This is a genomic window from Kribbella sp. CA-294648, assembly GCF_050943845.1.
Classification (GTDB): domain Bacteria; phylum Actinomycetota; class Actinomycetes; order Propionibacteriales; family Kribbellaceae; genus Kribbella.
In genome coordinates, this window is record NZ_CP191981.1 from 7,231,319 (window position 1) to 7,248,391 (window position 17,073).

Sequence of the window (17,073 nt, forward strand, 5' to 3'; positions counted from 1 at the left end):
TGGTACGTGTACACCTTCGCGCTCGACGTACGGTTGATCATTCCGCTGGTGGCACGCGGCTGATCATTCCGCTGGTGGCGCGATTCGTTGGCTCAGGCCGTCGACGATGAGCGCGATGGCGCCGGTGAAGGCCTGGTCGGCCGCACGGATCCATGGTTGTGGACCTCCTTTGCGTTGATGGGTGGCCATCGCGGTGGACTCCGGGAACCGTTCGGCGAAGTCGGGAGCTGCCACGGCGAGCGCCTGCGCACGCTCGGCCCACCACTCGGCGTCCTCCTCCGTCACCGCAGCCCTGGCCTCGCTCGCTTGTTTGGCGGCGCCGCGTACGACGCTGAACAGCGCACTGGTCGCCGCCGGCCGGTCCTCCAGCGGCAGACCGGCCTTGGTCAGGATCCTGAGCAAGGACTCGAGCACCTCCTGCTCCTTCGGACCGAGGACCGGTCTGGCCGACGAGACCTCGAGCAGCCAGGGATGAGCGAGGTAGAGATCGCGCAACCTGGTGCACCAACTCGCGATCGCCTTGCGCCAGTCCTTGACGTTGCGCGGCGCGCCGAACTCCGCATGGACGCTGTCGTACATCAGGTCCACCAGCACCTCGCGACTGAGGACGTAGGTGTAGAGCGACATCGCCGTCCGGCCGAGTTCGTTGCCCACGGCCCGCATTGTGACCGCCGGCAGACCTTGCCGGTCGGCGATCCGGACCGCCGCGGCGATGACCTCGTCGGAGCCGATCGAGTGCCGCGGCCCGCGCTTCGGCGTGGCGACCTTGCCCCACAGGAGAGCGAGCGTGCGCGCCGCATCGCCCTGGCCGATCACCTCGGTCACTTTTACTCCTTACGCCGTAAAGTGTTATCGTTCCTGGGAACACTATACATCGTAAGGAGTTTCTGATGATGGACTTCGAAGTGCACGGCGAAGGCCCGAACCTCTTGCTCCCAGTCAATCCGGTCGCTCCGGTCGAGGGACCAGAGACTGAGCAACTCCGCGCCTGGGGCGCCGATCCGGCCCTCGGATACACCCTGACCCAGGGCTTCAGCAAGCGCTTCCGAGTGATCGCCTTCGACTACGAGGGTCACATCCAGGCCAACCCGCTGCCCGACACCCTCACGCCCGACAAGCTGGTCGAAGACTTCCTGACCGTCGCGGACGCCGCCGACGCCGACACCTTCGCGTACTACGGCTACAGTTGGCTCGGCATGGCCGGCCTGCAACTCGCCATCCGCACCAAACGCCTGACCGCCTTGGCGATGGGCGGTTATCCACCCATCGACGGCCCGTACGACGCCATGCTCGCGGTCACCGAGGCGACCCATGCCGAGGCAGGCAAGCCGGTCAGCGACAAGGTGGTCGAGCCCGGCGACTGGGACAGTACAGAAGTTGCCTTGAGCAAAGATCAGACGCGGCAGTTCCTCACCCTCTACCAAGCCCTGCAGGGATTCGACGACCACGCGGTACAGGACCAGCTCACCATCCCCCGCCTCTGCATCGTCGGCAGCACCGACAACATCCAGTACGGCGAACGCTGGGGCAACACCCTGGTCAGCATCGCCACCCCGGCGGCAGCCAACAAGTCGCTACTCGAAAACCTCGGCTGGACAGTTCACCTGCTGGACGGACTCGACCACATGCAAGCGATGCAGGCCGCCCAGATCCTCCCAGTAGTCGAGCCATGGTTAGCCGAGCAACTGGGAGCCTGAGCCAGCGGAGCGGTTGGCCGATGCAGCTGGGGAGTCTGAGCCAGCGGAAGGGCTGGCCAAGCACCTCGGGAGACTGAGCCGCCGGAGCGGCTGGCCAAGCACCTCAGGAGACTGAGCCGGCAGAGTGACTGGCCGAGCACCTCGGGAGACTGAGCCAGCGGAGTGGCTGGCCCGGCAATCCGCGGGCTGCGTCAGCGGATCAGGTACTTGCGGACGTCGTCGGCGATCTGGGCGCGGTTGACCATGCCGTACTTCTTGAGGATCGCGCTGAGGTGAGTCTTGACCGTGTTGAGGCTGATGCCGAGTTCGGCGGCGAGCTGGTCGTTCTCCAGCCCGTCGGCCAAGAGCACGGCCACGCCCTGCTGGGCCTTGGTCAGACTCGCGAACCGGCGCTCGGGCCCTTCGTCCGTGGCGAGCATCATCTCCATCAGCTCGGACTGCATCTCCTCCGTCGACCGGATCAGCCGTTTCAGGTGCTCCTGGACCGGTGAGTGGGCCACGTCGGGTTCGTTCATCGCCTCGGTGGCGATCTCGCGCAGACCGGCGACTCGGTGACCGATGTACTCCATCACGTGATCGGAGGTGAGCAGGTTCGGGCTGTCGTCACCGGCCGGTAGCCGGCGCAGCGCATCCTTGTCCTCGTCCTCGCGGGTGAGCACCCGTTCGACCAGTCCACAGAGCCATTCGAACGCACGCACCGCGTTGTCGTCATAGGTGTTCGGGGTGTAGCTGTGCATCGACAGCATGCCGAACAGCTGATCCGGCCCGTTCTGGGTCGGTCGGAAGATCGGCACCGTGACCGCGTCCGCGGACTCCTTGGTCACGTCACCGGTCGGCACCCCCGCTTGCACGGCCGCTCCGTTGTCGTAGGCGAAGCGGTAGGTCTGCCGCTGTTTGAGCAGCCAGGCCGTCTGGCCGTTCGGCCCGAAGATGTGAGTCGCCGGGTCGTCGTACCGGCCGGAGTCGTAGCCGTACGGGTAACGCACCCGGTTCGAACCGTGGAGGAAGCCGACGAAGAAGCTGTCGACGGTGGTGATCTTGCCGGCCACCGCACGGACATAGTCGTACAGCCCGTAGTGGTCGCCGCGGTACAGCGACTCGATCTTGTGGTACGCCTCACGCAGGATGATCGCCGTCTCGGCGTCCACCCGCAACGGTGCAGGCCTGTCCGAATCCACCGGCCGCTGTCTCCCTGTACCTAGTCAGTGCTGTGTGTAGTCAATGCTGTGCCCGGGTAAGGGCCTGTACCCAGGTTTTGTGCTTGCTAGCGAGGACTATGCCCGCCGTCACGGACGGTTGCCAAGGGGTTGCCCGATCACAGAACCCGGGGCAGCTGCTGCTCCTGGTTACGATGCTAGGCGCTGCCAGCTGTCCAGGTCGCCCCAAATTGAGCGCGGATCGACGTACGGGCGGATCAACGCGGTCAGCTCGGCGTCGTCCTGACCCTTGAGCTGGTCGGAGGCGATCTTGCGCGCCACCCCGGCCAGGAAGTCGGCCACCTGGATGCGCGGGTCGGTGAACGAGTGCACCAGCTCCAGACGCGCCAGCGCAGTACCTGTCTGTAACTGCGCGATCCGCTCCGGTGACAAGGTGGTCTGCCGGTCGTGGGCGATGACGACCCAACGACTCCGCTCGGCCCAGTACTCGACGGCCCGGGCGATCGCCCGCATGAGCGGATCGAGGGGCGGGATCAGCGGCGGATCCTCCCGCACCATCGCCTCAGCTCGCGGCCGCGACTTCTTCAGGGCAGCTACTGCCGGGCTCTCGTGGTCCAGCCGATCAAGGGCGGCGTAGAAGGTCATCAGGTCGTCGCGCGCTCGCAGCAGGTCGTTCGCCGCCTCGAGGAAATCCGCCCAGCCCGCTGCATGACGGCCGGCGCGATAGAGGTCGTCTGCCGGCTCACCGATCAGCTGCTCAGTGAGCTGCGAGACCAGGAAATACGCCTTGTCCATGAGCTGCACCTGCGCCTGGCCGAGCAGCGGCCCAGTGGGACCAAGCAGCCAGAGGAGTACCGGCCGGTGCTTGGACCGCAGTACATGGTTGGCCTTGTACTCCGTGGCAGGCGAGCGGATGCGTTGCCGCAACTCGGCCACACATGCGGCGGCAGTCGCCTTGTCGAGCGCGACGGCGGCATGGGCGAAGACGTCGGTGACCCCACCGATCAGCTTCTCACCCTCATAGCCGGACTCATCGCAGGCGATCTCGACGAGGCTCACAGCTCGACTCTCTCACCCGGCCGGGCCGCCGCGAACGCGAGAAGTGAGGTTCATCGCGCCGCGGCCGGCCGGCGGCTGTCGTGAACGCGGGAGGTGACGACCTTGCGCGACTGTCAGATGCGCGGCCGCCGGATGTACTGCCCCCATCACATCCGGCCACCGGCCGTTGAGCTCACCACCTGGTTGAGCTCAACCAACCTTCAACGCATCCCCAACCTGGAGCCCTGCAACTCCTCAGCCACACCGTCCACCACCACCCACGCCCACAGCACCCGAGACCCGCTCCAAGCGCCCGGACCGCCCATCCCCAGTGCCCCCACCAGGACAAGCTTCCCGACCACCTGACCTACGGTCTCCTCCATCCCCCTGCTCCACAGAGTGTCACTCTCCGCACCGCCCGCCCATCCCCCACGGAATGATCTTTCGCTCAACTATCCTCACCCCGGGAATGAGACCCGGCACGACGCCCCGCGCGCATCGTCGATCGGTCGCTCGGTCCACGATGACCCGCCTGACCGTCGCCACGCTCAACATCCGCGGCCTGCCCCTGAAGGGCACCCGCATGGCCGAGCGCTTCGGTGCGATCGCGTCCGAGCTCAACACCAGCGACATCGACCTGATCTGCCTGCAAGAGGTCTTCGCCTACCCACACCTGGCTCACCTCCGCAGAGGCATGCCGACGTTCCCCCACCTGGCCTACCGGCGGTCGGTAGCGGGCCCTGCAGGCGGCCTGGTCGCCCTCTCGCGCCTGCCGCTGGCAAGGACCGCCTACGCCCGCTTCCCGCAGCCGACACGCCACTCAAAGCTCCCCACCCGAGCCCGCTTCAACGCCCTCCACAGTGGCCTACTAACCACCCACCTGGCCGACACCAGGCTCCGCGTCCTCAACATCCATCTCACCGCCAACACCGACGGCAACTGGTCAGAACACAACCGCTTCCGCCCCCTACAACACACTCAACTAACCGCCCTAGCCCAAGCAGTAACAGCCGACACCTGCTCTACCGTCGTCTGCGGAGACTTCAACATCTCCCGAGAAAGCACCCTCCACCCCGACCTCCACCAGCGCTCCGGCCTGCGCGACACCTTCAACGGAGAATGCCCACCCACCTTCCACCCCGACTACCTCCCGCCAGGCAGCACCCCACACTGCATCGACTTCATCCTCGCCACCGAGTCGATCCAGGTAGACGACGCAGCCCTGCTATTCACCGACAAGCACCCCCTGTCGACCGGCCCGACCCACCTCTCAGACCACATCGGCCTACAAGCCCGCCTCGAACTCCCCGCCCCAACCAACTGACGCCCAACGAACTCGTGAGCGTTCTACTCGCTCTGGTAACCCTTCGCCTGCGTGGTGAACAGACGGGCGTAGGTGCCACCGCCGGCGAGCAATGACGTGTGGGTGCCGGTCTCCGTGACAGCCCCGTCGTCCAGGACGATGATCAGGTCGGCATCGCGCAAGGTACCGAGCCGGTGCGAGATCAGTACCGAGGTGCCTCCCGCGCGCAAGGTGCTGATCCTGGCATGCAGCTCGGCTTCGGCCTCCGGATCAAGGCCCGCGTTCGGCTCGTCGAGGATCAACAGGTCGGTGTCGGCGCGGAGGAAGGCCCGGGCCAGCGCCAACCGCTGCCACTGTCCGCCGGACAGAACGACTCCGGTCCCGTCCGACCCGTCGTCATCGGCGAACATCCGGCTGAGCATGGTGCGGTAGCCGTGCGGAAGGGTCTCGACGACATCGTGGATGTCCGCCTGTACGGCGGCCGCGGTGATCCGATCCGGATCCACCAGCGCGGTGAGGTCGCCGAGCGCGATGTTCTCTGCCGCGGTGAGGTCATAGGACATGAAGTCCTGGAACACCGCGCCGATCCTCTCCCGGAGCCGGGCCGGATCGAGATCGCGCAGGTCGATTCCGTCCCAGGTGATTCTGCCCTTTGTCGGGTCGTACATCCGGCACAGCAGTTTGACGACAGTGGACTTGCCCGCGCCGTTCTTTCCGACCAGACCGACGGCCAGGCCGTACGGAACAGTCACTGTCACGCCTCGCAGCACCCACGGCAGGTCGTCGCCGTAGCGGAACCAGACATCTTCGAGCACGATCCCGCGGCGCAGTACCGGCGTCGCGACCGGATGCTCCGCAACGGGCAGCTCCGGCGGAGCGCCGAGTACGACGGTGTAGTGGTTGAAGATCATCAGCTGTTCGTTCGTCTGCGCCAGTAACGACACGACGCCGGCCACCGCGATCTGCACGCCCGCGACCGCGGCGATGAACAGGGCGATGTCACCCGCGGTCAGCTCACCGCGGCCGGCCGCGAGAATCGCCCAGACCAGACCCGTACCGGCGACGACAGCGGCGAAGAGCTCGAGTCCACTTTGGACGAACAGTTCGCGGCGATCGAGTGCTCGCCGGGCGGTGTGAATCCCCGACAGCGTGCGCATCATTCTGCCGCGCAGAAAGTCGCCGGTGCCGAACAGCCGGATCTCCTTACTGGCCCGTGCGTCGGACAGCAGCATCTGGTAGAAGAGCTCGCGGCGTTCGTCCGGGCTCAGCCGCAGGGTGGTGTTCACCCGGCGTCTTGCCAGGGCCAGTTCGGCCAGGAGGGCCGGCAGCGCGGCGACCAGGACGACGCCGGCGATGAGCGGGCTGATGAGATAGAGCGATCCGAACAGGCCGAGCGCCGTGATCAGGTTCCTGACCAGCTGCAGCGCTGCGATGGTCAACTGCGCCGGAGCACTGTCGGCGGCTTCGGCAAGACGCAACTGGTTGAGGAACTGCGGATCCTCGAACCGGCCGAGTCCAGGGAAACGGTTGACCGCCTGGTACAGCCGGTCCTTGGCCACTCGGCTGATGCGCCGCTGCGCCTCCGCAGACAGGTACTGGGTGAGCTGCGGAAGCGTCGCGGTCAACGCACCGAGGACAGCAAGGGTGATCGCCAGCGCCAGCAGCGTGTCTCTCGCAGTGCCCCGGATCACCGCGTCGATGACCAGCTTGGTCAGCCAGGTGACCGCGACCGGGAGTACCGCCCCCACCAACGTGATCACACTCAGCAGCCCGAGCTGCGCGGATGCGCCGCGAAAGGCCATCGCCGTCGCAGGCGCCAGCCCCCGCACGGTGCGCCACCTGCGCCGGCCCGTCGTCATGTGGCCTATCCCCTGGCCCGTGCACGCATTGGCCTGGTGACGACGCCCAGTACCGCATTCCCTGTGGTGAAGCCCCAGTGCCGGGAGTCCCCGCTACGGGTCGGATTGTCTCCGAGCAACAGCAGCCGTCCCTCCGGCACCAACGCACCCGCGAAGTCGATGTCGTCGTTCTCAGCCCAGCTGCGCCGGATCACCGGCGGTATCTGTTCGCCTGGCATCGCAGCGACGCGCTTGATGACCCAGGTCCCCGCCGCCGCGAACTCGGGGAGGTGCGGACGGGCAACGACGACGACGTCACCCGTTCGGAGTGCGGTCAGCGGGGCACGCCTGACCAGGACGCGGTCGCCGTCGTACAGGGTCGGTTCCATGCTGGGGCCCTGCACGTCGACCACCACCAGCCGCCGTGCCCGCACTAGCAGTACGACGGATGCGGCCGCAACGACGGCAGCGACGACGCGAACAACGATCCCCAGCACCGCCGAGCTCCGGTCAGGCCGGCGCGGGTACCGGCAGCATGGACACGTCGATCGCACTCGCGGTGATCTTGCCGGACACGACCACGGCGTACGTCGGGAACGCGGTCACACCGAACGCGGCGGCGATCGGTCCGTCGTAGTCCTCGACGACGACCCGCGCGCCGGCGCCGAGGACGCCGATCAGCTCGGCCGGATCGTCCTCGCCGTCGGCGACGACGATCGCGAGCACGCTGTCCTTTCCACCAGGTACGCCGGCGGCGCGGGCGGCGAACTTCGGTGCGTTCTCGATGCAGGGTGCGCAGGACGCCGAGAAGAATCCGACCATCGTCTCTCCGGCCAGCGACTCCTTGCTCACCGCAACGTCGTCCGTGCTCACCGCGGTGAACTCGTCGACCTCCGAGCCCGGAGCCCGCATCGAATCCGCGGGCGGACCGTGCAGCGCGCCCTGCGGGAGCTTCGCGATTGCCTGGTCGTGTTCCTTCAGCCGGCGAATGACACCGAACAGCAGCAACAGGTTCAGTACGCCGACAATGCCGACCACGACCACCAGCGCGGTGAGAAACGTCGTCAAGGAATCCAGCCTCTCTTCACTCTTCTTGCTGGGCTACAACGTTGCCGTCGTAGTACGGAACAGACCGATCAGGTCGTCGAGCCGGGCGGTCAGCGCCACGCCGATCAGCGCGGCGAAGGCGACGACGCAGGCCGGCCCCAAGTCCAGCGAGGCCGCTCCGTCGCTCAGGCCCGCGGCAATGCCGAGGAGGCAGAACGCCGCGAGGGCGGCATTGCGGGCAACGTGCTGCGTACCAAGCGGCGAGTTCGACGCGCCGAAGCAACGGCAGGGCGCCCGCTGCCCACGACGCAGCGAACGGACGATGGCCGCCGAAAAGACGGCCAGCAAGCCGATGCCTGCGGCAAACCCCCACAGAACCAGCGCCGGGACGATCAAGGCGACCACGACGGCGAACTCGGCCGCAACGGTGGCTGCGGCGAACAGCCGCGCCCGTGCCACCCGCGCCCCGGTCAACCGGGCCGTCGCCGCCGTGAAGTCCGCGAACACGGCCCGCGAGTAGAGCTTGGAGCCGGCGGACACGGCGAACACACCACCCAGCAGAACCCGGCAGCCGAACTCGAGATACTCCACACCCACCTCGTCATCTCTATCCAGGGGCACCCAGATTCGCCGTCGGCGGCGTCCGCTCGAACGCCGCCGCCGACGATCGCTGCGGGGCTACGGGCCTACGGGCCTACGGGGCGCAGGAGGCGACAGCTACACAGGTGACTGTCTCGATCTGGCATCCCGGGCCCGAGTAGCACACCCTGCTCCGGTACCGGCGGTTTCCGTTGCAGCTACCGCACTGCCCGACCAGGCGGCACGCCGGACAGGCGGCCGATGCTTGGATCTTCGGCGCGAAGGCGGAGAGCAGCCCGTCGCTCATACGCTGGATCAACTTCGTCATTGATACCTCCAGGGTCAGGGTGCGGAACCGATCACCGAGCAACCGAGCAGCCCTACACCCGGCTCTCCTCGATCTGGCGCACACTACGAGCGGCCGGCGACAACCCGCTGCCCGTACTCCACCCGTACCAGGGACACGAAGATCGATCCGGCGGGGGAAGCACGCAGCGCCGGAGGCGCGCGGTGCCCAGACACCCGCCGCGACGCAGGAGCAGCGCGCAACACAGGGGCGGCTTTAGACACCGTTGGGTGGGAGCGGCCGGAGGCTGAACGGCTCTATGTCACGAGTCTCACTCAAGCGGATGGGTGAGCGCCTTGGATTGATGCCGAGGCTCTGCGACGTGTCCTCAGGAACCAGGCATCCAGCAGGAGTCTGCGAGCGCCTCGGCGCCGATCCGACCACGGTACTGAACCGCCTCCAGAGACCTGGCGTCGTCATCAAAGGTGTGCCCAAGGATTACTCACAACGCCACTGTCATTTGACTGTCACGCCTTTCATATGACTGGTATTTTGGTCATATGTTCTTCAATGAGCCGTTCGGCGGGATCATCCCAGGAGCACGGGGCGCAGTGCTTGCGGTCCTGCTGCGCACTGGCACACCCCTGACGGGACGACAGATCCATAGCCTACTCAGCGACGACTACAGCCTATGGACTGTCCAAGAAGCCCTGAAGTCGCTGACCAAGCTCGGCCTGGCGGAGACCCAGACCATCGGGCGGGCCGGCGTACACACCATCAATGAGGACCACGCCTCTGTGGCTCCGCTGCGGACTCTGCTGGACCCGGTGGCAGCCCTGCGAGAAGCGGTCAGCGCGGTGATCGACGGCGACGTGCAGGCAGTGCTCCTCTTCGGCTCGATCGCTCGCGGTGAGGCAACGCAGGACAGTGACATCGACCTGGCAGTCATTGCGCCGTCCGACTGGGACAACCGCGTTGAGCTTGAGGACAGTGTCCGTAAACGTCTCGGCAACAACTGCGATGTCATCGTCTTGACCAAGGCCGACTTCAATCGGCTGGCTGCCTCGGGCGAGCCGGTCGTCAGCGACATCCTCCGGGACGGCGTCGCGCTGATCGGCGCTAAGCCGCGCATCAAGCACGGAGCTGCATGATGGCCACGGCCGAGCAGCGCAATCACGCCAAGAGCTTCCTCAAGAAGGCCGAGGAGTATCTCGCCTCGGCTGAAGCCAACCTTGCCGCCAGGCGGTACACCCCGGCAGCCGGCGACGCGATCCACGCCGGAATCAGCGCAAAGGATGCGATCGTCACCGCGCTCACCGGTTCGACAAGCAAGAAGAAGGATCACGCCACCGCGGCGAAGGAACTCCGACAGTCGCTGGCCAGGCGGGCCGAGGCCGCCGCGGGCGAAAGGGCGTTGCGTGAATTGGTCTCGGCCAAAGGTGATGTCGAGTACGGGACTGACGTGGTGACCGCGAACAAGGCCGAACCCCTGGTCCGCCGGGCGCGCACACTGGTGGAGCTTGCGGTCGAGATCGTCCGCCTCGGACGCTGACCGGCCATGTTGACGCACCGGACCAGATGGCCGGTACATCCAAGTAATCACTGGCGAGCTGTACCTCACTGCTATACAGCAAGCGAAAGACCCCGATGACTCGGAAGGGTCTCTGACCTGATGTCGGACACTTCTGGAGAAGGCGGCGTATATCGCCATGTACTCAGAACGACGAGGAACCACGAGGCACGACTTGAAACCTGACGATGAGTTGTCAGACCTCATCGAACGCCGCCGCCGGTCTGCGGAGGGGCTCCCAGGATGGTCGTCGGGTCCCGAGCGGATCCTCACACTGCTGCAATGCGCGACCCGCATTCGCGCGATGGAGTTTGCGCAGGGTCTAAGCACAGATGTTCCTTGGGAGTCGGTCCTAGCTCGGATCATCACCTGGCACCACGAGATTCCGCTGCGAACCGGGCCCTGTGACGAAAGGGACGCCGTCGACATCTGCGTCGCTGCCCTGGAAGCTCTTCGCCTCGACAATCTCCAATACAACCTTGGAGTCGGTGGTTATGAGGTACGCCGACGGGGCGATTCGTTACGGATCCGACAACGCTGGAACCCAGCTCTCGAAGCCGCGGATATGTTCCTTGAGGATGCCGCGACCCCCTCTGAGCTGCCAAAGATCACGCCGATCGAGGAGAGATGGGTCCGGAATCGCCCAGGGACATCGCGTGACCTTCCACCAACGCACGTGCTCCACGCGGCGACCCGGCGCGCCAAGACAGCTGTCGATGCGTACCGCCATGCATTACCGGAGGGGAACCTCCCGGACTCCTTCAAGCTCGATGAAGGACTGACGGTCGGCGATGCGGCCGCGGTGCTCTCGGCCCTCATGGGGTTCGCCTTGCTGTGCGAATCGGCGGCGCATATGCGCAAACGGACCGAAACAACGTTGGCCACTATCCGGAAGTTCCGTCTGCTCGAAATGATCGCCGACCTGCTTCCGAACGTCCGCCCTATACAATCGACGCCGTCATCGAACGGCTCACCTTTGCTGCTGGGCGATCTAGCCGTGTGTCACCACTGATCAGCCTCGACGACGCCGTCATCGTCTGCCCTCCTCTCATCACCCCTCGATCAGTCGACGCCATCATCCTGCGCAGCGCCGCGTACGATCCCGCGCGGTACGGGCCCGTCGGCCAGCGACAAGGCGGGCGCGCAGCAAAATGGAAGACCTGGCTCGACCAGGTGCCAGGTCTCCTGGTGACCGAACGGGTTGTAGCCCGACGGCAGGATCACAGCGCTGCTGGAGACCTTGACGTTCTGGCAGTGGATCCACAACAGCGTCGAGGTATCAGCTTCGAGATCAAGTGGCCGATCGACGCCATCTCGTACCCTGAAGTCGCCAAGATCGAGGACTGGATCACATCAGCTGCCGCGCAGGTCGATCGCCTACGCGCTGACCTGACCTCTGGAAAGGCTGCAGTGGCAATGCCTCGAGGTTGGCCAGCCCTCTTCGACATCGACTGGACCTGGGTTGTTGGTACCCCACAGCAGTTGGGACTGCGTCCGATCCCCTTCCAGGAGATATACGCGACCTCCTTCCGGTATCTGGTCGGCCACGGCGTCCCTCACACACTCGATGACGTCATCGACACCATTACTTCACCCGACCTTCCTAGCGAGGGCACCCACTACGAAGTGACCACCATCGACTTCATGCTCGGCCGGCATCGAGTAGTTCAGGATGCGATCGGACTCATCAGGGATAGCTGGGAGCCGCGACCGTGGTAGTAGATAGCCGACCTCTCATGTGACCGAGGTGTCCGCGACCGGCTCCGAACTGCACGACCGCGGCCTTCGTATCGGGCGGAGGCATCGGAGCGATCACGTCTCGAAGAGCAAGCTGCGCTGCACGACAGATACCGGCCCGGCTCGTAGCAAAGACGTCGAGATACCCGGCAGCGCACATGGAACATCACGGGCGAATGCGCCCGTGCGGCAGGAGACGAGCCGCACCCGGGCAACCGCCGCGACGCAGGAGCGGCAGCTCGCGCGACGCAGGAGCGGCTTTTGGAGATGGGTGGGTGGGAGCGGCCAGAGCTGTGAGCGACGGAGGAGCGAGCGGCGGCGGACGCGTGGGGTGCAGTTGCGTAGTACAAGCAGAAAGCCGGTCTCCCGTGGGGATGACCGGCCTTGTGTTTCTGGGTGGAGCTGAGGGGATTCGAACCCCTGGCCTCTTCGTTGCGAACGAAGCGCGCTACCAACTGCGCCACAGCCCCAGGTTGCCGCCGTGTTCCTGGCGACCGCGAAACTCTAACACGCGATCGGTCGCTCTCTGAAACCGGATCTCGCGTCGGCCCTTGAGGGGCCTCGCGACTAGGTCGCGGCGGGGTGAGGGGCGGTTGCCGTGGCATGAGAACAGCCCCGAGATGGACCTCGGGGCTGTTCGTGGTACGTCGTCAGTCGCCGACGGCTCGGCGGATTTCGGGCTCTTCCACCGGGGCCGGGGCCGGCTCCGGTACTACGGGGGCCGCTTGGGGTTCCGGGTCGGCGGTGCGGGCTGAGGAGAAGACTTCCGGGCCGGACAGGCTGATCGTGCGGACCGTGCGGTCGGGGGCCTTCTCCTTCATCACGTACGTCGGGAGGGTCACCGGCACCGGGTCCCACAGGCCGTCGGTGCGTGGTTCCGGCTTCGTCTGGACCACCGGCTCCTCGATGACGGGGAGCGTCACCTCGATGGTCATCTCGTGGTCCGGCGACTGCACCGGTGCGGTGGCCGGGCCGCGGTCGTGGTGAGCCTCGGCGCGGGCCCTGCGCTCGGCTGCCAGGGCAGCACGCTCGCGGGCCTGGCGGCGCAGCTGCACCCGCGTCAGTACGACGAAGGTCGCGATCAGCGTCGCCGGTACTGCGAGGGTCCACCACGCCAGCATTCCGAGGCCCGCGAACGCCGTGACCGACAACAGCGAAAGGGTCAGGATCGACAGCACCCGCCGGCGGCGCATGGCGGCCACCCGGCGGGCTCGGTTGGGGACGTATCGCGTCGGCGGCGACGGATCCGACACGACTTCGTCGGCACCGCCCGGGCCGGCGGACACTTCCGAGCCTGGGGGTCGTACGACGTAGCGCGAGCGCGCCTGGACGTCGGTCTGCCGCGACAGCACGCGCGCAGCCGACGACGAGTACTTCTCCGCCGAGCGGCGCTGACTCGCCTCGTCGTTGCGCTTCAGCAGCATCGGGACAAGGTAGGCAGCCCACGCGGCGACGATCGCCACATAGATCAGCCCTGTCGTCCCCATGACGACGACGCTAAGACCCCGAACGGGTCACGTCCGGTACGTGAGCCGGTGTGTCGCAAGAAGACTCGTGTGACTGGTGTGAATAAGCACGCAGCGTGATCAGGGCAGACGTGCTACCAGGCCCGGCCCGACTTCCTCGGCGTTGAGGGCGAAGATGCGGTGATCGCGCCAGTCGCCGTCGATGTGCAGGAACCGCGGCCGGTCGCCTTCGTAGCGGAAGCCGAGCTTCTCCACCACCCGCAGACTTGCCTTGTTCTCGGGGCGGATCGCGACTTCGAGCCGGTGCAGACCGAGGGTGAACCAGCAGTGGTCAGCAGCCAGCGCGACAGCCGTCGGCACGATGCCTCGGCCCGCGTACTGCTCGTCGACCCAGTACCCGAGGTTCGCCCAACGCGCCGAGCCGTACGTGATCCCGGACACCGTCAACTGGCCGACCAGTGGCCGCCTGGCCCGGCCGACCCCAGTACCGCCGTACGTGATGACGAAGGGGAGCATGCGGCCGTAGCGGGCCTGGCGGTTCCAGTCGCGGGCCATTGCGCGGAAGGTGCGGGCGCCGTCCTCCGCGCCGGGCGGCTGAGTCGCGTCCCAGGGGCGGAGCCAGTTGATGTTCCGCTGACGCGCTGCGCTCCACTCGGGACCGTCGGACGCCTTGAGCGGCCGGAGCCCTACCTGGCCGTGCTGGAGTTCGACAGGCCAGTGGACGATCGCCATCAGTCCTGGTCCGTCCGGGGGTGGTCTCCCCCGCGTACCTGGTCGACTGCATGCCGCAGTAGTGGCTCCAGGACCACCAGTCCGTCTTTGACACCGCCACGCGAGCCAGGGAGGTTCACGATCACGGTCTTGCCGGCTACTCCGGCCAGCCCTCGCGACAGAGCGGCAGTAGGCACGCCCTGCGCTATCCCGTAAGCCCTGATGGCCTCAGCGATGCCTGGGATCTCCTTGTCCAGCACAGCTCGCGTACGCTCCGGCGTCTCGTCCGTAGGCGAGATCCCAGTGCCACCAGTCGTCACCACGACGTCGTACGACGCGGAGACCGCCGCAACCAGCGCCTCGCCGACAGGAGCCCCATCGGGCACGACCTGCGGCCCTTCAACGGTGAAGCCCCAAGTAGCGAGCCGTTCCGCGATCAGCGGTCCGGTCGTGTCCTCGTAGACACCAGCAGCAGCCCGGTTCGAGATGCTGACGACCAGAGCCCTCACGGCCGCTCCCAGTGCCCGGTCTTGCCGCCGTCTTTCAGCTCCACCCGTACGTCGGACAGCACCGCCGCCGGGTCGAGCGCCTTCACCATGTCGATGACCGTGAGCCCGGCCACAGCGACAGCGGTCAGCGCCTCCACCTCCACGCCGGTCCGGTCGGTGGTCTTGACGGTGGCAACGATCAGTACTGCGTCGTCCGCCACCTCCAGCTCGACCTTGGCCCCGGTGATGGCGATCGGGTGACACAGCGGCACCAGGTCGGGTGTCCGCTTCGCTCCCATGATCCCGGCGATCCGCGCGACGGCCAGCGCGTCACCCTTCGGTACGCCCTCGCCGCGCAGCGCGGCCACCACCTCGGCCGACACGAAAACCTTGCCAGAGGCAACAGCTCGGCGGGCACCGGCCGACTTCTCCGAGACGTCGACCATCCGGGCCGCGCCGGTGGAGTCCACGTGGGTGAGCCCCCGGGCAGGTTCGGTCATCCGGTCTCCTCGTCCAGCAGCCAGAGCTCCGCTTGCTCGCCGGCCCGGACGGCGGTGACGTCCTCGGGCACCACGATCAGCGCGTTCGACCGGCTCAACCCGCCGAGCAGGTGCGAGCCGTGCCCGCCGACTGTACTGGCCATCCAGCCCTCGTCGCCGAGGCTGGCCGCTGCCCGGACGAACTGCCGCCGCCCAGCGGGTGAGGCGAACCCGTCCAGTACGACGCCCTGCACCGTCGGCCGGCGGTACGGCATCGCCCCCATCAGCTTGCGCAGCGCGGGCCGGACGAACACCTCGAACGACACGTATGCCGACACCGGGTTGCCCGGCAGCGTGAAGATCGGCACCTCGTCGTCGCCCATCACACCGAAGCCCTGCGGCTTGCCCGGCTGCATGGCGACCTCGGGGAAGTCGATGGTGCCGAGCTTGGTCAGCACCTCCTTGACCACGTCGTACACGCCCTTGCTGACGCCGCCGGAGGTGATCACCAGGTCAGCGCGGACCAGCTGATCCGACAGCGTGTCCATGATCTTCTTCGGGTCGTCGTCCACGATGCCCACGCGGTACACAACCGCACCGGCCTGCCTGGCAGCCGCTGCCAGCGTGTAGCTGTTGGAGTCGTAGATCTGCCCGTCCCCCAGCCGCGTACCCGGCTCACGGAGCTCTGCACCAGTGGAGACCACCACTACTCGCGGGCGCGGGCGCACAGACACCCGGGCCCTGCCCACTGCGGCCAGTACTGCGATCTGCCGCGGGCTCAGGACGGTGTCGCGGTCCATCACCTTGTCGCCGGCCTGCAGGTCCTCGCCGGCCCGGCGTACGGAGGCTCCTAGCGCCGGCTCTCGGGCGATCCGTACGTTGGCGGCTCCCCCGTCGGTCCACTCGACCGGTACGACGCTGTCGGCGCCGCGGGGCATCGGTGCGCCCGTCATGATCCGCACGCAGGTCCCAGGAGTCACCACGATCGGCTCACTCCGCCCAGCGGCGATCTCCCCGACCACTGGCAGCGTGATCGGGTTCTCCGGCGAAGCACCGGCCAGGTCTCCCGCCTGTACGGCGTACCCGTCCATGGCGGAGTTGTCGAAGCCAGGGAGGCTCACTGGCGAGACAACGTCCTCACAGAGCACCAGCCCGAGTGCCTCCATCAGCGGCTGCTCGAATGGCGGCAGCGGACTCACCCTGCCGAGTACTGCTTCCAGATGCTCGTCAACACTCCGTCTCACGCAAGCGACTGTAGTCGCTCGAACCTGAGGCCCGGCGCACGGCATAGACTCCGGTAGTGGACGAGTTGGATGCCAGGTTGCAGCGGATCGGGCAGCACCACTTCCGCGCGAAGTTCCGGCTGTACGGCCGGGACCGGGCAGTCGTCGACCTGCGCGGCATGACGACCGTGCGCAAACACGCCGAGGATCTGATCGGCCGCAAGCTGGCCCCGGCCGAGCCACTCAACGACGGCCGCCAGACCCCCTACCGCGGCCATCCCGTCTTCGTCGCCCAGCACGCCACCGCGACGTGCTGTCGCACCTGCCTGTCGAAGTGGCACGGCATCCCCGCCGGGCACGCCCTCGACGACGCCGAGCGAAGTTACGTCGTCGAGGCGATCTGCCGGTGGATCGCGAAGCAGTACGCGCCCAACCCACCGCCGGAGTAGACGAC

General features: G+C 66.8%; 20 protein-coding genes and 1 tRNA gene. 7 read left to right on the plus strand and 14 right to left on the minus strand.

All coding sequences use genetic code 11. The annotated features are described in order from the left end of the window. Nucleotides 1-63 precede the first annotated feature (63 nt). Nucleotides 64-825, minus strand: a complete 762-nt coding sequence (locus ACQPYM_RS34300) for a TetR/AcrR family transcriptional regulator C-terminal domain-containing protein (protein WP_433008929.1) — start codon at nt 823-825, stop codon at nt 64-66. A 65-nt stretch (nt 826-890) separates the two neighbouring features. On the opposite strand from ACQPYM_RS34300, the gene ACQPYM_RS34305 reads away from it, so the two are divergent. Then, entirely contained in the window at nt 891-1,697 is an 807-nt protein-coding gene (locus ACQPYM_RS34305; protein WP_433008932.1) for an alpha/beta fold hydrolase, read from the plus strand. A 191-nt stretch (nt 1,698-1,888) separates the two neighbouring features. On the opposite strand, the gene ACQPYM_RS34310 is transcribed toward ACQPYM_RS34305, so the two are convergent. The 3 genes from ACQPYM_RS34310 to ACQPYM_RS34320 all read right to left on the minus strand — a co-directional run bounded on the left by ACQPYM_RS34310 (nt 1,889) and on the right by ACQPYM_RS34320 (nt 4,275). Next, on the minus strand, nt 1,889-2,875 hold the full coding sequence (locus ACQPYM_RS34310) for a helix-turn-helix transcriptional regulator (RefSeq protein WP_433008935.1): 987 nt from the start codon (nt 2,873-2,875) through the stop codon (nt 1,889-1,891). Nucleotides 2,876-3,043: 168 nt separating this feature from the next. Next, nucleotides 3,044-3,913 carry a hypothetical protein gene (locus tag ACQPYM_RS34315; protein WP_433008938.1) on the minus strand — a complete coding sequence of 290 codons (870 nt, stop codon included), beginning with the start codon at nt 3,911-3,913 and terminating at the stop codon, nt 3,044-3,046. 200 nt (nt 3,914-4,113) lie between these two features. Then, entirely contained in the window at nt 4,114-4,275 is a 162-nt protein-coding gene (locus tag ACQPYM_RS34320; RefSeq protein WP_433008941.1) for a hypothetical protein, read from the minus strand. Nucleotides 4,276-4,415: 140 nt separating this feature from the next. On the opposite strand from ACQPYM_RS34320, the gene ACQPYM_RS34325 reads away from it, so the two are divergent. Continuing rightward, nucleotides 4,416-5,216 carry an endonuclease/exonuclease/phosphatase family protein gene (locus ACQPYM_RS34325; RefSeq protein WP_433008944.1) on the plus strand — a complete coding sequence of 267 codons (801 nt, stop codon included), beginning with the start codon at nt 4,416-4,418 and terminating at the stop codon, nt 5,214-5,216. 23 nt (nt 5,217-5,239) lie between these two features. On the opposite strand, the gene ACQPYM_RS34330 is transcribed toward ACQPYM_RS34325, so the two are convergent. From ACQPYM_RS34330 to ACQPYM_RS34345, 4 genes are read right to left on the minus strand one after another with little or no spacing between them, the layout of a single operon-like run. Next, nucleotides 5,240-7,054 (minus strand): ABC transporter ATP-binding protein, encoded by a 1,815-nt coding sequence (locus tag ACQPYM_RS34330; RefSeq protein ID WP_433008947.1) that lies wholly within the window; start codon nt 7,052-7,054, stop codon nt 5,240-5,242. Nucleotides 7,055-7,059: 5 nt separating this feature from the next. Next, the gene (locus tag ACQPYM_RS34335) at nt 7,060-7,530 is read right to left on the minus strand and encodes a S26 family signal peptidase (protein ID WP_433008950.1); all 471 of its coding nucleotides are present in this window, start codon (nt 7,528-7,530) and stop codon (nt 7,060-7,062) included. A 13-nt stretch (nt 7,531-7,543) separates the two neighbouring features. Continuing rightward, nucleotides 7,544-8,101, minus strand: coding sequence for a TlpA family protein disulfide reductase (locus tag ACQPYM_RS34340; protein ID WP_433008953.1), 558 nt, complete (start codon nt 8,099-8,101; stop codon nt 7,544-7,546). A 33-nt stretch (nt 8,102-8,134) separates the two neighbouring features. Further along, on the minus strand, nt 8,135-8,677 hold the full coding sequence (locus ACQPYM_RS34345) for a MauE/DoxX family redox-associated membrane protein (RefSeq protein ID WP_433008956.1): 543 nt from the start codon (nt 8,675-8,677) through the stop codon (nt 8,135-8,137). An 828-nt stretch (nt 8,678-9,505) separates the two neighbouring features. On the opposite strand from ACQPYM_RS34345, the gene ACQPYM_RS34350 reads away from it, so the two are divergent. From ACQPYM_RS34350 to ACQPYM_RS34365, 4 genes are all read left to right on the plus strand, one after another. Next, the gene (locus ACQPYM_RS34350) at nt 9,506-10,096 is read left to right on the plus strand and encodes a nucleotidyltransferase domain-containing protein (protein WP_433008959.1); all 591 of its coding nucleotides are present in this window, start codon (nt 9,506-9,508) and stop codon (nt 10,094-10,096) included. Continuing rightward, a complete protein-coding gene (locus tag ACQPYM_RS34355) occupies nt 10,096-10,497 on the plus strand; it encodes a hypothetical protein (protein ID WP_433008962.1) in 402 nt (133 codons plus the stop codon). The genes ACQPYM_RS34350 and ACQPYM_RS34355 overlap by 1 nt, the downstream gene beginning before the upstream one ends. 322 nt (nt 10,498-10,819) lie before the next feature. Further along, nucleotides 10,820-11,527, plus strand: coding sequence for a hypothetical protein (locus tag ACQPYM_RS34360; protein WP_433008965.1), 708 nt, complete (start codon nt 10,820-10,822; stop codon nt 11,525-11,527). Continuing rightward, entirely contained in the window at nt 11,515-12,234 is a 720-nt protein-coding gene (locus ACQPYM_RS34365; RefSeq protein ID WP_433008968.1) for a hypothetical protein, read from the plus strand. The genes ACQPYM_RS34360 and ACQPYM_RS34365 overlap by 13 nt, the downstream gene beginning before the upstream one ends. Nucleotides 12,235-12,649: 415 nt before the next feature. On the opposite strand, the gene ACQPYM_RS34370 is transcribed toward ACQPYM_RS34365, so the two are convergent. The 6 genes from ACQPYM_RS34370 to glp form a co-directional block, all read right to left on the minus strand. After that, nucleotides 12,650-12,722, minus strand: a tRNA-Ala gene (locus ACQPYM_RS34370). Nucleotides 12,723-12,902: 180 nt separating this feature from the next. Beyond that, nucleotides 12,903-13,739: a divisome protein SepX/GlpR gene (sepX, locus tag ACQPYM_RS34375; protein ID WP_433008971.1), complete on the minus strand. Its 837-nt coding sequence runs from the start codon at nt 13,737-13,739 to the stop codon at nt 12,903-12,905. Nucleotides 13,740-13,838: 99 nt separating this feature from the next. Continuing rightward, nucleotides 13,839-14,450: a GNAT family N-acetyltransferase gene (locus tag ACQPYM_RS34380; RefSeq protein ID WP_433008974.1), complete on the minus strand. Its 612-nt coding sequence runs from the start codon at nt 14,448-14,450 to the stop codon at nt 13,839-13,841. After that, on the minus strand, nt 14,450-14,938 hold the full coding sequence (locus ACQPYM_RS34385; protein WP_433008977.1) for a MogA/MoaB family molybdenum cofactor biosynthesis protein: 489 nt from the start codon (nt 14,936-14,938) through the stop codon (nt 14,450-14,452). Before ACQPYM_RS34385 ends, ACQPYM_RS34380 begins: the two co-directional genes overlap by 1 nt. After that, nucleotides 14,935-15,417, minus strand: coding sequence for a cyclic pyranopterin monophosphate synthase MoaC (moaC, locus tag ACQPYM_RS34390; protein WP_433008980.1), 483 nt, complete (start codon nt 15,415-15,417; stop codon nt 14,935-14,937). The genes ACQPYM_RS34385 and moaC overlap by 4 nt, the downstream gene beginning before the upstream one ends. Further along, on the minus strand, nt 15,414-16,640 hold the full coding sequence (glp, locus tag ACQPYM_RS34395; RefSeq protein ID WP_433008983.1) for a molybdotransferase-like divisome protein Glp: 1,227 nt from the start codon (nt 16,638-16,640) through the stop codon (nt 15,414-15,416). Before glp ends, moaC begins: the two co-directional genes overlap by 4 nt. 56 nt (nt 16,641-16,696) lie before the next feature. Between glp and ACQPYM_RS34400 the strand changes: the two genes are divergently transcribed. Then, complete coding sequence (locus ACQPYM_RS34400; RefSeq protein WP_433008986.1) at nt 16,697-17,068, plus strand: DUF4186 domain-containing protein; 372 nt, start codon at nt 16,697-16,699, stop codon at nt 17,066-17,068. Nucleotides 17,069-17,073: the final 5 nt, after the last annotated feature.